The sequence below is a fragment of the Sphingobium sp. HDIP04 genome (assembly GCF_000445085.1).
In the GTDB taxonomy this organism is placed as follows: domain Bacteria; phylum Pseudomonadota; class Alphaproteobacteria; order Sphingomonadales; family Sphingomonadaceae; genus Sphingobium; species Sphingobium indicum.
In genome coordinates, this window is record NZ_ATDO01000142.1 from 1 (window position 1) to 17,180 (window position 17,180).

Consider the following 17,180-nt stretch of genomic DNA (forward strand, 5'->3'; position numbering starts at 1 on the left):
TCCGCGCCCGCCAGACCGCCGCCGCCATCGCCGCCGCCACCGGCCACCCGCTCGACGGCCCGCTCCCCTGGCTCGACGAAATCGACCACGGCCCCGACGAAGGCCAACCCGAAGCACAAGTCCTGGCCCGCCTCGGCCCTGAAGCCCTCACCGCCTGGGACGAACGGGGCATCCCGCCCCAGGACTGGAAAGTCGACGCCCCGTCCCGCATCGCCGCCTGGAAAGACTGGTTCGCTCGGAAAGGGGAGGGCGCCGACCTGCTCGTCACCAGCAACGGCGCCGCCCGCTTCGCGCTCCTGGCGCTGGGCCTGCCGCTCGCCAACCTCAAGCTCCGCACCGGCGCCTTCGGCGAACTGACGGTCGAGGAAGGGGCCGGCGTCCATCTCATCCGCTGGGACGAACGGCCCTAACCACGCCGAACGCCCCGAAGCGGCAGCTAAAGGGTAGAGAGCGGACCTTTCCCCTATTCGTCACCCCGGACTTGATCCGGGGTCCCGCTTTTCTTGTAAACCAGCGCCCAGCTCAAGATAGCGGGACCCCGGATCAAGTCCGGGGTGACGGAGGATTAAACCCCCAGAAACCCGGCTCAATCCTTCCGCTGCGGCACCGAAAAAGTCCCCGACACGCGCCCGCCGGCCCCGCCAGAAACCCCCGGACCGCCACTTCCGGCAGCGCGCCCGTCCACGGTCGAGCGCCCGCTGGTCAGGTCGATCACCAGCCGCCCCCCGGTCAGCCTGTTGGCCCCCTGCGTCAGCGACACATTGCCCAGCATGGTGATCAGCCTGCTGTTGAGGTCATAAATCGCGACATTGCCCTTGGCCATCTGGTCCGCCTTGCGCACCACGACATTGCCGGACGCGTCGATCCGGTCGATCTCCACGCCGCCCGGCCCGGTCCCGCCCCCCGGCTGGTTGCGGTAGGCCACCGTCATCCGCGCCGCGTTCAGCGTCATGCCCGCCTGCGTCACCTCGACATTGCCGGACACCACGACGCGGTCGGCGCGGTCCTGCACCTCGATCCTGTCGGCGGTGAAGTTGACCGGCGCATTGCTGTCATGGTTCTTCAGCACCTGCGCGTCCGCCCCCGCGAAAAGGAGGCCCGCCGCACCCAGCGACAGCAAAAGAAGGGGCTTTCTCATCACCTTTGCCCTTTGAGACCATTTTGTTCGATACGCAAGCTCGCCCGCCCGTTCAGTGTAACGGTCCGGGCGCTCAGGTCGGCCTCCAGATGGTCGCCGCTGAACGTCCCGATGGGTATGCGCCCGTCGACCCGCCCGGCGCTCTGCATCCGCCGCGTCTTGAGGTCCACGCCCACGTCCCGCGTGGTCAGCCGGTATCCGCCCTCCGACTGGAACTGCACCGGCCCGTCGATGGCGACCCGCTCCGTATCCATGTCGTACCGCCCCTTCTGCGCCCGCAGCAGCGCCTGCCCGTCGGACAGCAGGATCCGCGCCGACATGTCGTTGAGGTCGACGATCGGCTCCCGCGAGCTTTTCTGCACCGCCGATCCCGCCCGCAAGGAAAAGGGCTGGCCCTTGCTGTCCTCCCCGCGATAGAGCGCCTCGGTCACGCGCATCCGCTCCTTCGCCACCTCGACCTTGTTCTTGTCCAGCACGAAGCTCACCTTGTCCCCGCCGGTGAAGGGCGCCGTCGCCAGCAAGGCCGCCAGCACGCCCACCGACACCGGCAACCAGTTCTTCAGCAGCCCGACCAGCCGGTCATGGCTTCCCCCCGGCCGCGCCCAGTGACGGCGCACGTCGCGTTGCTGATCGGCCTGTATCGACATGGGTTCAGCCCTTCACATATGCGCGAAGATGTCGATCTCCGGCCATCCCGCCAGGTCCAGCTCCGCCCGGTGCGGCAGGAAATCGAAACAGGCCTGCGCCAGTTCCATCCGCCCCTCGCGCACCAGCCGCTTGTCCAGTTCCGCCTTCAACGCATGCAGGTATCGCACGTCCGACGCCGCATATTCCTTCTGCGCGTCCGACAGCACCGGGCCGCCCCAGTCGCTCGACTGCTGCACCTTGGACAATTCCTGCCCCAGCAATTCGCGCACCAGTTCTTTCAGGCCATGCCGGTCGGTATAGGTCCGCACCAGCCGCGAAGCGATCTTCGTGCAATAGACCGGGGCGGCCACGACGCCCAGATAATGGCGGATCGCCGCGATGTCGAACCGCCCGAAATGATAGAGCTTCAACCGCGCCGGATCGGCCAGCGCGGCGCGCAGGTTGGGCGCGGCATAATCGCTGCCGGGGTTGAAGCGCACCAGATGCTCGTCCCCCTGGCCGTCGCTGATCTGCACGACGCACAGGCGGTCGCGGGGCGTGATCAGCCCCATGGTTTCGGTGTCGACGGCGATCGGGCCGGGGGCAAGGACGCCCTGGGGCAGATCCTCTTCATGGAAATGGACGGTCATGATTCCCCTCTATGGCCAAAGCCGCCGGTTCGCAATCGCCCCTTGGCGACCGGGAACGAAAGGCGACCATTCCGTCCCAAAGTCGCCATTTTCACGCCCTTTACCCGCCTTAAAAATCATTCGCCTGTCCCGCAAAAGTTGATATAGTGATTCCCAAACCGCGCGTGAGCGGTGGATTCTGCATGTCATTCGCCCGACATGCTTGTCTGGTTTAGTCTGGGGCGAAGCGAAAGTGACCAACAGGGCATGAGTTTTGATAGAGGTCGCCGCGGCGGGCGCGGCAAGGACAAGCGCGACAGTTTCGGCGACGATAGTTTCTATGAAGGCGGCCGTGGCGGCTTCGGCGGTGGGTTCGACCGCGGCGGTTTCGGTGGTGATCGTGGTGGCTTCGGCGGCGGCGACCGCTTCGGTGGCGGCGGCGGCGGCTTCGGCGGCGACCGTGGCGGTTTCGGCGGCGGCGGTGGTGGCGGCGGCTTCGGCGGCGGTCGCAGCGGCGGCGGCGGTTTTGGCGGCGGTGGCCGCGGCATGCCCGCCCAGGTCGTGGGTGAAGGCACCGGCGTCGTCAAGTTCTTCAACGGCCAAAAGGGTTTCGGCTTCATCGTCCGCGACGATGGCGGCGAAGACGTGTTCGTCCACATCAGCGCGGTCGAGCAGGCGGGCCTGACGGGCCTCGCCGAAGGCCAGCCGCTCGGCTTCACCCTGGTGGATCGCGGCGGCAAGGTGTCGGCGACCGATCTCAAGATCGAGGGCGAACCGCTCCCCGTCACCGAACGCGCCCCCCGCGAACCCCGCGCCGGCGGCTTCGGCGATCGTCCGGGCGGCGGCGACCGCGGCCCGCAGCGCCAGCTTACCGGCGAACGCGCCAGCGGCACGGTCAAGTTCTTCAACGCGATGAAGGGCTTTGGCTTCATCCAGCGCGACGACGGCCAGCCCGACGCGTTCGTGCACATCAGCGCCGTCGAACGCGCCGGCATGAGCGCCCTCAACGAAGGCGACCGCCTCGACTTCGAACTGGAAGTCGACCGCCGCGGCAAATATGCGGCCGTCAATCTTCAGACGAAGGCCGACTAAAGAACAGCCTGCCCGCTTTAGGGAGAGGATAGAAGGGGTCGCCTGCCCGGCGACCCCTTTTTTGTTGGAGCGTAACCGCAAATTGCTTCTTTATATCTACTTGGCTTTTGGTTTTAGTTCTTTACAGCCGATTGCTTGGATGCTGACGGCTTCGGTCTGTACGTGAGGCTGAAAGGGGATATTCTCAATGGATCGGTTGACGCTGCTCAAGAGTCTTTCTTTCGGCTCTCAAGTTGCAGAAGAAGAGGTTTCCAGCCTTCAAGACTACTTCGTTCAAACTGACCAATGGGGCCGTATTTCTGACGGCAATATTGATATTGTGCGGGGGGAAAAAGGTGCAGGCAAAAGCGCAATTTATCTCCTTCTAAATAAGAATAAAGAAGCGCTTTTTGATAAAAACGTTCTGGTAGTTAGTGGTGAACGTCCTCGTGGTACGACTGTCTTCAAGGACCTTATTTCAGACCCGCCAGCCAGTGAGCGAGAGTTTATTATTTTATGGAAGTTGTACATTCTTGTAATTATTTGCCATGAAATTCGGGGATTTGGGATTGAGAAGGGGTTAGGGAGTATTTTCGGTGCGCTGGAGGATGTGGGCCTTCTAGAAAGAGAACTTAATCTCTCAGGATTGCTGAGATCAGCTCAATCGTTGGCGCGAAGGCTTCTTGGGTCGAAGCCAGAGTTGGGCTTTGAGGTCGATCCAATAACGGGAATGCCAACCGGCATTGTAGGCAAGATTGCTCTAGTGGATTGATTCCAACACTTGGTGCCCGCGCCGTACAGCGGCTATAATTTCGTCCGGATCCGCCTTCCAGATGAAGGGGCGGGGATCCTCGTTATGCTCCTTTATAAAGCGGTTGATGGCGGCCTGGAGATCTACGACGGAATGAAAGACGCCGTTTTTCAGCCGGCGCCGTGTGAGCTTGGCGAAAAAGCCCTCGACGGCATTGAGCCATGAGCACGACGTCGGGATGAAGTGGAAGGTCCAACGCGGATGCCTGGCCAACCAGGCGCGGACCTTAGGCTGCTTGTGGGTCGCATAATTGTCGAGGATGACGTGGATGGCCTTGTCAGCGGGCATCTGGGCTTCGATCGTGTTCAGGAACCGGATGAACTCCTGATGCCGGTGCCGTTGCATGTTGCGGCCGATCACGGAACCATCCAGGACATTGAGCGCGGCGAACAGGGTCGTGGTCCCGTTGCGCTTGTAGTCATGCGTCATGGTCGCGCCGCGACCGCGCTTCAGCGGCAAGCCCGGCTGGGTCCGGTCGAGCGCCTGGATCTGGCTCTTTTCATCGACTGACAGCACGATCGCGTGCGCAGGCGGTGAGACGTAAAGCCCGACGACATCGTGAAGCTTCTCGGCAAAAGCCTTGTCGTTGGACAGCTTGAAGCTGCGCCAACGATGGGGCGCCAGACCGTGGTCGTGCCAGATTTTCACGACCGATGACGCCGCGATACCAACGGCTTTAGCCATCGCGCGCACCGTCCAATGGGTAGCCTCGTGGCTGGGCGTCTCCAGCGTCAGCTTCACGACCTTGTCAACCAAAGCAGCCTCGAGAGGCGCAATCCCCGGTGGGCGGGTCTTGTCGCGCAGTAACCCATCCACGCCTTCGGCCATGAACCTTTCCTGCCAGCGCCATACGCACGTCTTGGATTTGCCCGTCGCCATCATGATCGCCTGGGTGCCCAGGCCCCGAGCCGTCAGGAGAATGATCCGCGCTCGCCAAACATGCTTCTGCGGCGAACCCCGCGCCGCAACAATCGCCTCAAGCCGCTTCGTGTCCGGTGCAGTGACCTCGATCTCGATACCCGTTCGCATGCCGCATCGTCGCACGGCACCGAAAGAATGGGAATCCCTCAAGCGGACTCATTCGTTCCGATCAATCCACTAGCAGAACCGTCGAGTGAACTTAGGAGTACTGGCATCAGTTCGCTGGATGGTATGTTCGAGAAAGTAAACGATGCACTTGCTCGTGATGGATTTACAATATGGGTGCTTTTGGATCGTCTCGACGTTGCTTTTGCGGAAAGTCATGAATTAGAAGCAAATGCCATCAGAGCCCTTGTGCGTGTTTATGGCGATTTTAGAGCCTTTGAGAATATTGGCTTAAAGATTTTCCTGCGCGAAGATATTTGGAACCGTGTAACGTCAGATGGATTTCGGGAGGCGAGCCATATTGTTCGCTACGAACTCATGCGTTGGACGACTCCAATGCTTTTAAACCTAACTCTCCGCCGTGTATTGAATAATGATGCTCTTGTAACCGAACTTGGCATTGATAAGGATAAGGTGCTGGGTAGCGCAGAAGAGCAGCGGGAATTGTTCAATAGAATATTTCCTAAGCAAGTTGAACAAGGACCACGTAAGGCAGCAACGTTTGACTGGATGGTTGGGCGATGCGCGGATGGAACCGGAAATACTGCGCCCCGCGAACTGATTCATTTGCTAAATTGTATTCGTGATGAAGAAATTCGTCGCTTAGAGAGGGGAGAGAAGGCGGCGCCCGAAGAACAGTTATTCGATCGGTCTGTTTTTAAATCGGCTCTTCCGACGGTTTCCGAAGCACGGCTGAACACCTATCTTTATGCTGAATACCCTTCAGAGCGCCCTTACATAGAGAAACTAAAAGGCGAAAAAACGGAACAAACGCCGGAGAGTTTAAGTGCGATATGGGGTATGAGCCGAGATGCAGCGATTACCAAAGCAAACGATTTGGTGGTCCTAGGATTTTTTCAAACTCGCGGAACTCGCGTTGAGCCTACTTATTGGGTTCCATTTCTGTATAGAGATGCACTGAACCTTGTCCAAGGTCGGGCAGGCTCTTCGTCAAATGATGAAGCAGACGAGTATTAGCGGCTTTCTCAAACCCGCCGAAACGGAAACGGCGCCACCGTCCGCTCATAGCCATGCAGATCCAGCGCCCGCGTCACCGGCGGCAAAGCGCGGTCCGGACACCCCCGCCGCTCGCACAGATGGCAGGTCGGCCCCACCCCGGTCGCCGCGCCCTTCTCCAGATCGATCCCGTCGGCATGCACGATCCGCGCCCCATGCTTCGCCTCGCAGCCCAGCGCGATCACCGACCGCCCCCGCGCGCCGCCCTCCTTGGGCAACCCCACCGTCAGGCTGACGAAGCGCCGCCCGTCCACCGTCTCGATCAGTTGCGTATGCACCGCATCCGGCGCCTGCGCCTCATGCGCGTCCCAGCGCGGGCAGGTGCCCCCCAGCCGCGCAAAGGGCCACGCCTCCCCGTCGAAGCGCTTCGACACGATGCCCGCCCGGTCCACCTTCGCCATGAAGAAGGGCACGCCCCGCGCCCCCGTCCGCCCCAGGCTGGTCAGCCGGTGCGCCAGTTGCTCCATCGACACGCCGAAGCGCGCCCGCAGCAGCGGCAGGTCGTGCCGGCTCTGCTCCGCCGCCTTGGCGAAACGGTCATAGGGCATGATCAGCGCCGCCGCCGCATAGTTGGTGAGCGCGATTCCCGCCAGGCGGCGGCTGTCCTCGTCCGGCGGCCCCGCCCGCGCCACCTGCGCGGCGATGGCGTCCGCCAGTTCCTGCGCGCAAAGCTGATAGGCTACCGCGAACAGCCGCCCCGAAGAGGCCAGCCGCTCGCTCAGCAACAGCCGCCGCCGGTGCATGTCATAATGGCGCAGCGTTCCCGCCAGCACATCCTCCCGCACGATCTGCACGGCCATGCCATGCCGCTCCTTCAACCGCGCCCGGATGCCCGCCTGCAGGGCGGAAGGATCGTCGCCCAGTTCCCCCGCCAGCGACTCCGCCGCCGCATCCAGTTCCGCGAAATGATTGCCCGCCTTCGCCATGGTCTCGCGCAACCAGTCGAGCGGCGCATGCAGCGGCGCCACGCTCCCCGGCGCGCCCGACAATCCTGACGCAACCTGCTCCGGCAGGCGCCGCAAATCGCTGAGCGCCCGGTAAAATCGCCCGATCGCCTCGCTCACCCCCGGATAATTTTCCGCGACCTCCAGCACTTCGTCGCGGGCGATGCCGATGTCGCGCACCAGCGCATCGGACAATATCTCGCTGAGCGCGCTGGCGGCCCCTTCCTGCGTGCTGGCCACGAAATCGCGAATGTCGATGTCATAGACATTGGCCAGCCGCAGCAGCATCTGCGCCGTCAACGGCCGCTGGTTGCGCTCCAGATGGTTGAGGTAGCTGGGCGACACCCCCAGTTCCTCCGCCATCCGCGTCTGGTTGAGGCCCAGTTCCCGCCGCAACACCCGCAGCTTCGGCCCCAGATAGAGTTTCCGATCATCCGCCATACTGTCACTATGTCAAAAAATGACATTATGAACAAGTCACCGCATGACACCGCCTCACTAATCGGCCTTCATTGACCGACTCGTTCATGGTTTGATGCGTCATCCCAACGGAAAGGAAGACCCATGGAAACGACCGAAGCACCCCAGCCCGCCCGCTCCCGCGCGGTTTTCTCCCAGGAGGATTTCGGCCTGATCCGAACCGCCATCGCCCACTATCTGCGCGAGGTTCAGGACAAGCCGGAATCTGTCAAATACGCCAATCTCTACCATCGCCTCGGCCGGGTGAGCTGAGCGTTTCAGGGTTCAGGAGAGGGAAGGGCGCGGCGGAAAAACCGACCGCGCCCTTTTCCTGTCAGAACAGCCGCGTCAGCCCGTAAAAGGCCGCGCCGATCGCCGCCGCCGCCGGCAGCGTCACCACCCAGGCGACGATGATGCTCGACGCCACGTTCCACCGCACCGCCGACAGCCGCCGCGAAGCCCCGACGCCCACGATCGCGCCGGTAATGGTGTGGGTCGTCGACACCGGCACGCCCAGATGCGTCGCCATGAACAGCGTCAGCGCCCCGCCCGTTTCCGCGCAGAACCCCTGTCCGGGCGTCAGCCGCGTGATCTTCGACCCCATGGTGTGGACGATCTTCCACCCGCCCAGCAGCGTCCCAAGGCCCATCGCCGCCTGGCAGCTCAGCACCACCCAGAAGGGCACATGGAACCCGCCGGTCAGCATGCCCTGCGAATAAAGCAGCACCGCGATGATCCCCATCGTCTTCTGCGCATCATTGCCGCCATGCCCCAGCGAATAGAGCGATGCCGACACGAGCTGCATCTTGCGGAACACCCGGTCCGCCCCCTGCGGCGTGAAGCGCCGGAAAATCCAGCTTACGATCAGCACCAGCAGCAATGCCAGAACCAGCCCGATGGCGGGCGACATCACGATGGCCGCGCTGGTCTTGAACACCCCGCTCCACACCACGGCGGAAAGCCCTGCCTTGGCCGTCCCCGCGCCCAGCAACCCGCCGATCAGCGCGTGGCTGCTGGATGACGGGATGCCCAGCCCCCAGGTGATGAGGTTCCAGGCGATCGCCCCCATCAATGCGCCGAAGATCACCGCCGGATCGATGATGCTGGCGTCGACAATGCCCTTGCCCACCGTCTCCGCCACATGCAGGCCAAAGAAGAGGAAGGCGATGAAGTTGAAGAACGCCGCCCAAGCGACCGCATATTGCGGCTTCAAGACCCGCGTCGACACGATGGTCGCGATGGAATTGGCGGCGTCGTGCAGCCCGTTCAGGAAATCGAACAGCAGCGCGACGCCGATCAGCGCGACCAGCAGCGGAAAGGCGATTTGGGCGTCCATATGTGTGTTCCGGCCGGATCAGGCGTGGTCGATGACCAGGCCGGAAATCTCGTTGGCGACGTCCTCGAACCGATCCGTCACCTTCTCCAGATGGCTGTAGATTTCATTGCCGACGACGAAATCCATCGGATTGCCCTGCCGCGCCTGGTTGTAGAGCGCCTTCAGCCCCGCTTCATGCAGGATGTCGGCATGCCCCTCCAGCTTCACCAGCCTTTCGGTCAGGTCATGCAGCCGGGCCGAATTCAGGTTCAGCGACCGCAGCAGCGGCATCGCCTCCGCCGTGATCCGCGCGCATTCGACGATCAGCGCGCTCATGTCCTGCATCTGGGACGGAAATTCCTTCACCTCGAACAGGGCGATGGCCTTTGCCGTCTGGTTCATCTGGTCGATGGCGTCGTCCATCACCCCGATCAGCCCGGTGATGGCGCTGCGGTCGAAGGGCGTCACGAAGATGCGGCGCACGTCCTGCAGCACTTCGCGGATGATGTCGTCCGCTTCATGCTCGCGGTCCGAAATCTCCTTGATCTGGGCGTCCATGTCCGGCCCGCCCTTCAGCAGCCTGGCGAGCGCATCGGCGCCGGTGACCAGAGTCGCGGCATGATCCTCGAACTGCTCGAAAAAGCGCCCTTGCTTGGGCATCAGCGCGTGAAACCAGCGCAGCATTCCAGTCCTTTCGCTTTGCCATTCCTTGACCCGCAGCAACGTCCGCACGAACAGGCCGGGATCCCGGGGCGGTTCGCGGAAAGCGGCGATGATGGATTGCAGATCGGGTTCGTCGACGGCCTTTGCAGCTTCGGCAACGGGGAACCAACGCAGTTCCCGCTGCCCTTGTTCGGGCCATTGCGGCAACTGGCCGGTCACTGCAAGCGGGAAAACCTCGACCGTCGCCTCTTTCGTGTCGCCGCGCCGCCGTTTCTTGTCATACCGATAGCGGCCGAGCGGCGCGGGGCAGGCAATGCCGTGGATGCCCGCTTCCTCATAGGCTTCCAGTTCGGCGGCGCGGTGCCCGGCCATGCCTTTGATGCGATTGCCCTTGGGGATCACCCAGCGCCGCGTGTCCCGCGACGTGATCAGCAATATGCGCATCGACCCGTCCGGGCCGGTCGCATAGGGAAGGGCGGCGATCTGACGCATCAGCCGCCCTTATGCGCCGCGCGGCGTTCATGACTGATGAATGGCGGCCCCTGAATCACCGGCGCCTTGTAACAAAATCGTCACATTGCGCAATCGATCCGCTCGTCAGATCGACAGCCGCGCCGTGATGCGGATGTCCCGTCCTGCCAGGGGGGCGTAATCCTTCAGGAAACTCGCCGCCCGCCGCGCCTCGACATCGAAGATGTTGTTGGCGGACAGGGTGATGGTCGTCCGCTCATTGCCCTTGATCGGCTTGAAGGACAGGGAGGCGTTGACCAGCGTGAAGCCGTCGGTGGGCGTTTCGGTGTCGGCGATGCGGTTCTGGGCGAAGCTGCGCTCGACTTCGCCGCGCAGGCTCAGCCGGTCGCCCTGCAATTCCACGCCGCCCAGCAGGCGAAGCGGGGGTATGCGCGGCGCCGGACCCGACCCGACGATGGTGGCGCGGACATAGTCCGCCACGCCGTCCAGATTGACGGCATAGCCGCCCACCTGCCCCAGCTTCACCGTGCCCTCCGCCTCGAAGCCCAGATAGCGGGCGTCGGCCTGGAGGTTCTGGTAGCAGGGGAAGTCGAGCGGCTCTCCGCCATTTGCCGCCATGCAGACGCTGTCGTCGGCCAGCGAATCGTAGATATAGCCGTCGAACCAATTGTGATAGGCGGACAGCGAGACGGTATAGCCATTGCCCTGGCCGCGCAGCGTGCCCTCGACGCCCCAGCTCTTTTCCAGCCCGAAATCGGGATTGCCCAGTTCGAAGGCCTGCGTTCCGGCATGGTTGCCGCGCGCGAACAGTTCCTCGGCCGAAGGGGCGCGCTCCGTGCGGGACAGGTTCAGCCCGACGCGCCAGCCCGGCACAATTTCCTGGCTGACCCCCAGCGATCCGGACAGCGCATCGAAGCTGCGGCGATAGGCGGGATTGAGCAGCGTCTCGTCCGCGTCCGCCCCGACCCGCGTATGCTCATAGCGTCCGCCCAGTTCCACCCGCGTGGTGCCAAGGTCGAAGGATTGCAGCGTGAAGAAACCCAGTTGCTCCGTCTCGTTGCGCGGCAGGAACTTCTCCTCCCCCACGACGTGGAAATTGCGGGCGAAGAATTGCGCGCCGATCGCGCCATCCCATCCGCCGCGCTTGGCCTGCACCAGTTCCAGCCGCGATTCGATGGATTGGTTGTAGAAGGTCGTGCCGACCTCGCCCGTCTCCTCGATCTCCTGGTGCTGGTAATCGGCAAAGCCCGCGCGCAGGCGGATTGATTCCAGGAAGCCGCCATTGACCGGCAGTTCGGCGCGCAGGTCGGCGCGATCCTGCTTCATGTGCAGCCGCACCTCTTCCGCTTCGCCGTCGGGGTCGAGCGAATAGCGGACGGGTACGCCATAGAAATTGTCGGTATGCGCGACCGAAAAGCCCAGATTGCCGCCATCGGTGATCAGCGCCGCGCCGCCCGCCACTTCCCAGGTGCGCGCCGCGCTGTTGGGCAGCTTGCCGCGCAGATTGGCCAGATCCTCAATCTCCGGATCGCCGCTCAACGCCGCCTGCGCGCGCAGCGCCGGCGTCAGGATGTAGCTGCCGGTGTCCAGGTCGCCGCTCTTGGAATAGCTGCCGTCGAAATGGACCACGAACCTGTCGCCGACGGGCACCTCGATCTCGCCCGATCCGGTGCGCTCATTGGCGGCGCTGCCATAGGTGGCGATGCCCTCGACATGGATCGGCTCGTCGGGCACGCGGCGGGGGATGCGGCTGTCGATCACATTGACCACGCCGCCAATGGCCGAGGAACCGTAGAGCAATGCCGCGGGGCCGCGCAGCACCTCTATCCGGTCGGCGGTAAGGGGGTTGATCGCCACGGCATGGTCGACCGAAGTGTTCGACACGTCGAAGCTGCCGATGCCGTCGGTCAGGATGCGCACGCGTTCCCCCTGGAAACCGCGCAGCACGGGGCGGGAAGCGTTGGGACCGAAGGAGGTCGCGGAGACGCCCGGCTGGCGCGCCAGCGTGTCGCCGATGGTGGGACGCAGCGACCGGGTGAGTTCCTGGCCGGACACCACGGACGTCCCGGAAAGAATATCGCCCTGCCGGCGGGGAATGATGGCGGTGACGATGATGTCCGCTCGTTGATCATGATAGGCTTGCGGCGCCGCATCGGCGGGCGCGCCTTGGGCGAAGGTGGGAAGGGCGGCAGACAATGCGGATAGGGCGCAACCGGCACGCAGCACTGCGGAACGATACATTCGGTTCGTCATCCTTGATTGGGAAAGAGACGCGCCCTCCTATCTGAAATGATATAGCATATCAATACCGCTTCGGCGCGCGATGGATCGCTTCCCCGTGAAATCCCCCCAACCAGTCGCGATGAACGATCAGAGAAAGAGGAATTCGGCCAGCGCAGCGGCGGCGGGGGGGCTTTCCGGGCGGAGCGCCTGGCGCACTTCTATGGCGGGCAACGGACGTTCCAGCGCGATCCGCCTGATCCCGGTCATCCGTCCCAGGTCACGGGCGAGCGGGCCGAAGGCGGCGAAACAGCCGGCCCCTTCGCGCAATATGGTCATGATGTCGAACAGATTGTCGGTTTCCAGCACCGGGTCGCCCAGCCGGATGCCGCCGCGCAGCAGCGCCTCGTCGATGATCCGCCGCAGGCCGTTGTGCGCCTCCATCGCCAGCGTCGGCATGGCGGCAAGCTCGTCCGTCGCCACGCTGTCGCGACGAGCGAGCGGATGGTCGGCGCCGGCATAGAGGTTGATCTGCTCCGACCAGCCATAGCGGGATAGCGGCTCGTCCGTTTCGCCCAAGGCATAGAAATAGGCGATGTCGGCCTTGCCCCGGCGCAGCGCCCAGGCGGCTTCGTCGGCCAGGTGGATCGTCAGGTCCAGCGTGATGGCGACGTCGTCATTCGCCGCCTCGAACGCGGCCAGCGCTTCCTGGAAGTGGCCGAAGACCGGCGCGGGCGCGGCCAGGACGATGCTTTGCCGCGATGAGGAGGATTCAGGCGGAGCGGCGGCGGGGACAATGCCGTCCGCCTGGTCGACCTGCCAGTTTTCCGGCCGGTCCTGCGACAACAGGGTCATGGCCTCCGCCGTTTTCCGGCCGGCGGCGGTCAGGCGAGGAGCGCCGGCAAGATCGTCGAACAGGCGATAGCCCAGGCGCAGCTCCAGCGAGGCCAGATCGCGGGCCACGTCATCAGGCGTGACCCCCAGGTCGCCGGCGCAGCGCGAGAGGCTGCCCGATGCCACCATCTGCGCGAATATATCCAATTGGCGCAGGGAAGGCGTGGCCATGACCCCTGATAGTGCAAATATGGCGCGGGGTTAAGGCCGATATTGGGTGAATATAGCTTTCATATTGACGAAGACCGCCCAAAGATGGCAGGGCGCTCAGCCTGACGGGCGGGTATAGCTCAATGGTAGAGCACTAGCCTTCCAAGCTTGTGATGCGGGTTCGATCCCCGCTACCCGCTCCATCCCCTCATGGAGGCCCGTCGACATCATGGGCGACATCGTCAACCTGCGGCAGGCGCGCAAGGCGAAGGCGCGGGCGGACAAGGAGCGCCGGGCGCAGGGCAATCGCGTCAAGTTCGGCCGGACCAAGGCGGAACGTCTGGCCCTATCGGCGGAAGAAGAACGCAGCAGGCGGCAGATCGACGGCGCGCGCCGTGACAATCGGGATGATGATCCCAAATAATGGATCGCGATCTTCGCGCTGCTGGCAGAGGCATGAAGAGTAGAAACCGCCCAATAGAAATGAACGCCTGTTAATATTGGCCAAGGTCGGATCATTTCGTCGGTGCTTTGGCTCGATTGATCGGGAATATCCTGCGCGTTTTGCGCTGAATCGTGAAGTTCGCGGGTTCAACCCTGGCTATGACTGGACATATTCGCTCACTTCGCCCCGCCAGGGCCGCGATTGCCGCTGTTCTGGCTTTCAGTTCGCCAACGCTGCTCGCGCAGGACGTCGTGCCGCCCGGTCAGCCGGCGATCGCCAACGCTTCCCCCGAACCGGCGCCCCCGGCGGCCTCCGCTCCGACATTCGCGCCGGCTCAGCCCGTGGTCCAGGCGACGCCATCGGTCGAAGAACGCCTGGAGGCCGCCATCGCGGCCGCGCAAGCAGAGGAGAAGACGCAGACCGCTGGCGCAGCGACCGGGGCGGAACGGAGCGCGCCCAAACCCGCGGCGCGCGCGGCGGCACGAGCCGAGCCGGCCGCGCCGCCCGCCCGCGTCGAGCCCCCGGTGCAGCGCGAGGCGCCGTCCCCGACGCCTCCTGCCGAGGCATTTGCGCCCGCCGCGCCCGCGACGCAGGCTCCTGTTCCGCCGTCCGAAGCCGGGATCGATCCGGCATTGCTTTGGGCGCTGGGCGGCGGCTCCTTGCTGATGGTTGGCCTGGGCGGAGCCGCTTTGTTGCGCAGGCGCAGGCGTCGCGAGGGGCAGTGGGAAGGCCAGGAGCATTGGGAGGGCGAGGTGATCCAGCCCATGGAATCTGCCGCGACGACCGCGCCCGACATGCCGCCGATGACCCCGCCGCCCCCCGCCGCTGTGTCGAGCGAGGAGGAACGCACATTGGAGGCGATGGTCGCCGCGCCGCCCAGCGCCGACAACCCGTTCCGCACGCATGCCAAGCGCATGACCCGGGCGAAATTCCTGCTCGCGCAGCGGCAGAGGCAGGCAGAAACGCCGATGGTCGAGGAAACCGCGGCAGCACCGGCCGAATCGTCGCGGCCTGCGCCGGCGGCTACCCAGACGGTTTATCGTTTCGGTTCCGACCGGCGGCGCGACGGCGTCTTCAAGCCGCGGACAAGCTGAGTTCCTTCGGATTCCGTGAGGAAAGGGGATGCCGGTCCCGATCGGCATCCCTTTGTCGCGAGATAGTGCGGCCCATCCGGTTGCCTTGAGCCGTCCGGCCTGATACCGGCCCGCCGGTAATCGCATGGCCGCCCAGGCCCGCCCTCAAGGAAAGTTGCCCATGTCCGACAAGATCAACCGCATCGTTCTTGCCTTCTCAGGTGGGCTGGATACCAGCGTGATCCTGAAATGGCTGCAACAGACCTATCAGTGCGAGGTGGTGACCTTCACCGCCGATCTGGGCCAGGGAGAGGAACTGGAACCGGCCCGCGCCAAGGCCCGGCTGATGGGCGTCAAGGAAGAGCATATCTTCATCGACGACCTGCGCGAGGAATTCGTCAAGGACTATGTCTTCCCGATGATGCGCTCCAACGCGCTCTATGAGGGGCTTTACCTGCTCGGCACGTCAATCGCCCGGCCGCTGATCGCCAAGCGCCAGATCGAGATCGCCAAGCAAGTGGGCGCCGACGCGGTGTCCCACGGCGCGACCGGCAAGGGCAATGATCAGGTCCGTTTCGAACTGGGCTATTACGGCCTCGCGCCCGACATCAAGGTGATCGCCCCTTGGCGCGAATGGGATTTGACCAGCCGCACCAGGCTGATCGAATTCGCCGAAAAGCACCAGATCCCGATCCCCCGCGACAAGCGCGGCGAAAGCCCCTTCTCGACCGACGCGAACATGCTGCACACATCGTCCGAGGGTAAGGTGCTGGAAGATCCGTGGGAGGAAACCCCGGACTATGTCTATTCGCGCACGGTCAATCCGGAGGATGCGCCCGACGCGCCGGAATATATCACCATCGATTTCGAGCGCGGCGACGGCGTGGCGATCAACGGCGTCGGCATGTCGCCTGCGACGCTGCTGGAGACGCTCAACGACTATGGCCGCAAGCATGGCATCGGCCGCCTCGACCTGGTCGAAAACCGCTTCGTCGGCATGAAGTCGCGCGGCATGTACGAAACGCCGGGCGGCACCATCTATCACCTCGCCCATCGCGGGATCGAACAACTGACGCTCGACCGGGGCGCGGCGCATCTGAAGGACGAGTTGGCGCCGCGCTATGCCGAACTCATCTATAACGGCTTCTGGTTCTCGCCGGAGCGCGAGATGCTCCAGGCCGCCATCGACCATAGCCAGGAGAAGGTGACGGGCACCGTCCGCCTGAAGCTCTACAAGGGCGGCGTCTATGTCGTCGGCCGCAAGTCGCCCTATTCGCTCTACAGCGAGAAGGTCGTGACCTTCGAGGACGATGCGGGCGCCTATGACCAGCGCGACGCGGCGGGCTTCATCAAGCTCAACGCGCTCCGCCTGCGCCTGCTGGGCCGCCGCGACCGCTGAGGAATTTTCGTCGCCCGATACAAATTGCGACATTTTATCGGGTGACGTGACAAAATTGCGGGACAAAACTTCCCGATAAGCGTCTTCAAGGACGGCAGGGCGCCGTTCGTGACAGACGCTTTGAAGGAAAATCCCATGATCCGCAAATTCATGACCACGGTGACGCTGGGCTCGCTGTTCGTCGGCGGGCTCGCTGCATCCCATCTCGCTTTCGCTCAAGACGCCGGACCGCGCGGCGGCGGCATGCTGATGATGGCCGACGCCGACAAGGACGGGGCCGTCACCAGGGCGGAACTGACCGCCGCCCTCGAAACCCGCTTCGCTAGGCTCGACGCCAACCAGGACGGCAAGCTGGACCAGGCGGATCGCGACATCCTCCGCCAGCAGCGGCTCGATAAGCGCTTCGCCGCGCTGGACACCGACAAGAACGGCCAGATCAGCAAGGCGGAATTTGCCGCCGGGCATCAGGGCCGGGATGGCATGCGCGACCGCATGGGCAAGCCCGGTGGGCCGGAAGGGCGCGGCTGGGGCCACCGCGGAGGGGGGCATCATGGTATGGGAGAGGGCATGCGCGGCGGTCCGGGTGATGCGGTGAAAAAGGACGGCATCACCAAGGCCGAGTTCCTGGCCCGCCCGCTTGCCCTGTTCGACAAGGCCGACGCCAACCATGACGGCAAGGTGACCGCCGAAGAGATGAAGGCGGCGCGCCAGGCCTTCCGCGACGGGTGGAAGGACCGCAGGGCGACGCCGCCCTCCAACTGAGGGTAA

General features: G+C 63.9%; 18 protein-coding genes and 1 tRNA gene. 10 read left to right on the top strand and 9 right to left on the bottom strand.

Annotated features, from left to right (window positions below):
- A partial coding sequence (locus L286_RS46145) for a histidine phosphatase family protein (RefSeq protein WP_021224040.1) occupies positions 1-410 on the top strand: 410 nt, incomplete at its 5' end.
- 176 nt (positions 411-586) lie between these two features.
- On the opposite strand, the gene L286_RS46150 is transcribed toward L286_RS46145, so the two are convergent.
- Genes L286_RS46150 through L286_RS46160 form a run of 3 tightly spaced genes read right to left on the bottom strand, consistent with a single transcriptional unit; the run spans position 587 to position 2,415 of the window.
- Positions 587-1,138 carry an LptA/OstA family protein gene (locus tag L286_RS46150; RefSeq protein WP_020818731.1) on the bottom strand — a complete coding sequence of 184 codons (552 nt, stop codon included), beginning with the start codon at positions 1,136-1,138 and terminating at the stop codon, positions 587-589.
- Positions 1,138-1,785, bottom strand: a complete 648-nt coding sequence (locus L286_RS46155) for a hypothetical protein (protein ID WP_007682542.1) — start codon at positions 1,783-1,785, stop codon at positions 1,138-1,140. The genes L286_RS46150 and L286_RS46155 overlap by 1 nt, the downstream gene beginning before the upstream one ends.
- A gap of 12 nt (positions 1,786-1,797) precedes the next feature.
- Positions 1,798-2,415 carry a ribonuclease D gene (locus L286_RS46160; protein ID WP_020818730.1) on the bottom strand — a complete coding sequence of 206 codons (618 nt, stop codon included), beginning with the start codon at positions 2,413-2,415 and terminating at the stop codon, positions 1,798-1,800.
- A 246-nt stretch (positions 2,416-2,661) separates the two neighbouring features.
- Between L286_RS46160 and L286_RS49645 the strand changes: the two genes are divergently transcribed.
- Positions 2,662-3,486 (top strand): cold-shock protein, encoded by an 825-nt coding sequence (locus L286_RS49645; protein ID WP_007682544.1) that lies wholly within the window; start codon positions 2,662-2,664, stop codon positions 3,484-3,486.
- A gap of 187 nt (positions 3,487-3,673) precedes the next feature.
- Positions 3,674-4,237, top strand: coding sequence for a P-loop ATPase, Sll1717 family (locus L286_RS48735; RefSeq protein WP_152520578.1), 564 nt, complete (start codon positions 3,674-3,676; stop codon positions 4,235-4,237).
- Here L286_RS48735 and L286_RS46165 read toward each other — a convergent pair.
- Positions 4,226-5,305, bottom strand: coding sequence for an IS630 family transposase (locus tag L286_RS46165; RefSeq protein ID WP_020817899.1), 1,080 nt, complete (start codon positions 5,303-5,305; stop codon positions 4,226-4,228). The two genes, L286_RS48735 and L286_RS46165, sit on opposite strands and share 12 nt — an antisense overlap.
- 27 nt (positions 5,306-5,332) lie before the next feature.
- Here L286_RS46165 and L286_RS48740 point away from each other — a divergent pair, with 27 nt between their 5' ends.
- Positions 5,333-6,340, top strand: a complete 1,008-nt coding sequence (locus tag L286_RS48740) for a P-loop ATPase, Sll1717 family (protein ID WP_443215302.1) — start codon at positions 5,333-5,335, stop codon at positions 6,338-6,340.
- Between the two features lie 8 nt (positions 6,341-6,348).
- Here the strand turns inward: L286_RS48740 and L286_RS46170 are convergent, their stop codons facing one another.
- Complete coding sequence (locus L286_RS46170; RefSeq protein WP_020817901.1) at positions 6,349-7,764, bottom strand: helix-turn-helix domain-containing protein; 1,416 nt, start codon at positions 7,762-7,764, stop codon at positions 6,349-6,351.
- 123 nt (positions 7,765-7,887) lie between these two features.
- On the opposite strand from L286_RS46170, the gene L286_RS49100 reads away from it, so the two are divergent.
- Entirely contained in the window at positions 7,888-8,055 is a 168-nt protein-coding gene (locus L286_RS49100) for a hypothetical protein (protein WP_007682549.1), read from the top strand.
- 61 nt (positions 8,056-8,116) lie between these two features.
- On the opposite strand, the gene L286_RS46175 is transcribed toward L286_RS49100, so the two are convergent.
- The 4 genes from L286_RS46175 to L286_RS46190 form a co-directional block, all read right to left on the bottom strand.
- A complete protein-coding gene (locus L286_RS46175; protein ID WP_007682550.1) occupies positions 8,117-9,118 on the bottom strand; it encodes an inorganic phosphate transporter in 1,002 nt (333 codons plus the stop codon).
- Between the two features lie 18 nt (positions 9,119-9,136).
- A complete protein-coding gene (locus L286_RS46180; protein WP_007682552.1) occupies positions 9,137-10,252 on the bottom strand; it encodes a DUF47 family protein in 1,116 nt (371 codons plus the stop codon).
- 105 nt (positions 10,253-10,357) lie between these two features.
- Positions 10,358-12,472: a TonB-dependent receptor domain-containing protein gene (locus L286_RS46185; RefSeq protein WP_020817902.1), complete on the bottom strand. Its 2,115-nt coding sequence runs from the start codon at positions 12,470-12,472 to the stop codon at positions 10,358-10,360.
- A gap of 129 nt (positions 12,473-12,601) precedes the next feature.
- The gene (locus L286_RS46190; RefSeq protein WP_020817903.1) at positions 12,602-13,516 is read right to left on the bottom strand and encodes a LysR family transcriptional regulator; all 915 of its coding nucleotides are present in this window, start codon (positions 13,514-13,516) and stop codon (positions 12,602-12,604) included.
- Positions 13,517-13,624: 108 nt separating this feature from the next.
- Here L286_RS46190 and L286_RS46195 point away from each other — a divergent pair.
- The 5 genes from L286_RS46195 (at position 13,625) to L286_RS46215 (ending at position 17,174) form a co-directional block, all read left to right on the top strand.
- Positions 13,625-13,698 (top strand) — tRNA-Gly (locus L286_RS46195).
- A gap of 26 nt (positions 13,699-13,724) precedes the next feature.
- Positions 13,725-13,919, top strand: coding sequence for a DUF4169 family protein (locus L286_RS46200; protein WP_007682557.1), 195 nt, complete (start codon positions 13,725-13,727; stop codon positions 13,917-13,919).
- Positions 13,920-14,098: 179 nt separating this feature from the next.
- Complete coding sequence (locus tag L286_RS46205) at positions 14,099-15,034, top strand: hypothetical protein (RefSeq protein ID WP_238559350.1); 936 nt, start codon at positions 14,099-14,101, stop codon at positions 15,032-15,034.
- A gap of 160 nt (positions 15,035-15,194) precedes the next feature.
- Positions 15,195-16,412 (top strand): argininosuccinate synthase, encoded by a 1,218-nt coding sequence (locus L286_RS46210; protein WP_007682561.1) that lies wholly within the window; start codon positions 15,195-15,197, stop codon positions 16,410-16,412.
- A 135-nt stretch (positions 16,413-16,547) separates the two neighbouring features.
- Positions 16,548-17,174 carry an EF-hand domain-containing protein gene (locus L286_RS46215; RefSeq protein ID WP_020820116.1) on the top strand — a complete coding sequence of 209 codons (627 nt, stop codon included), beginning with the start codon at positions 16,548-16,550 and terminating at the stop codon, positions 17,172-17,174.
- Positions 17,175-17,180: the final 6 nt, after the last annotated feature.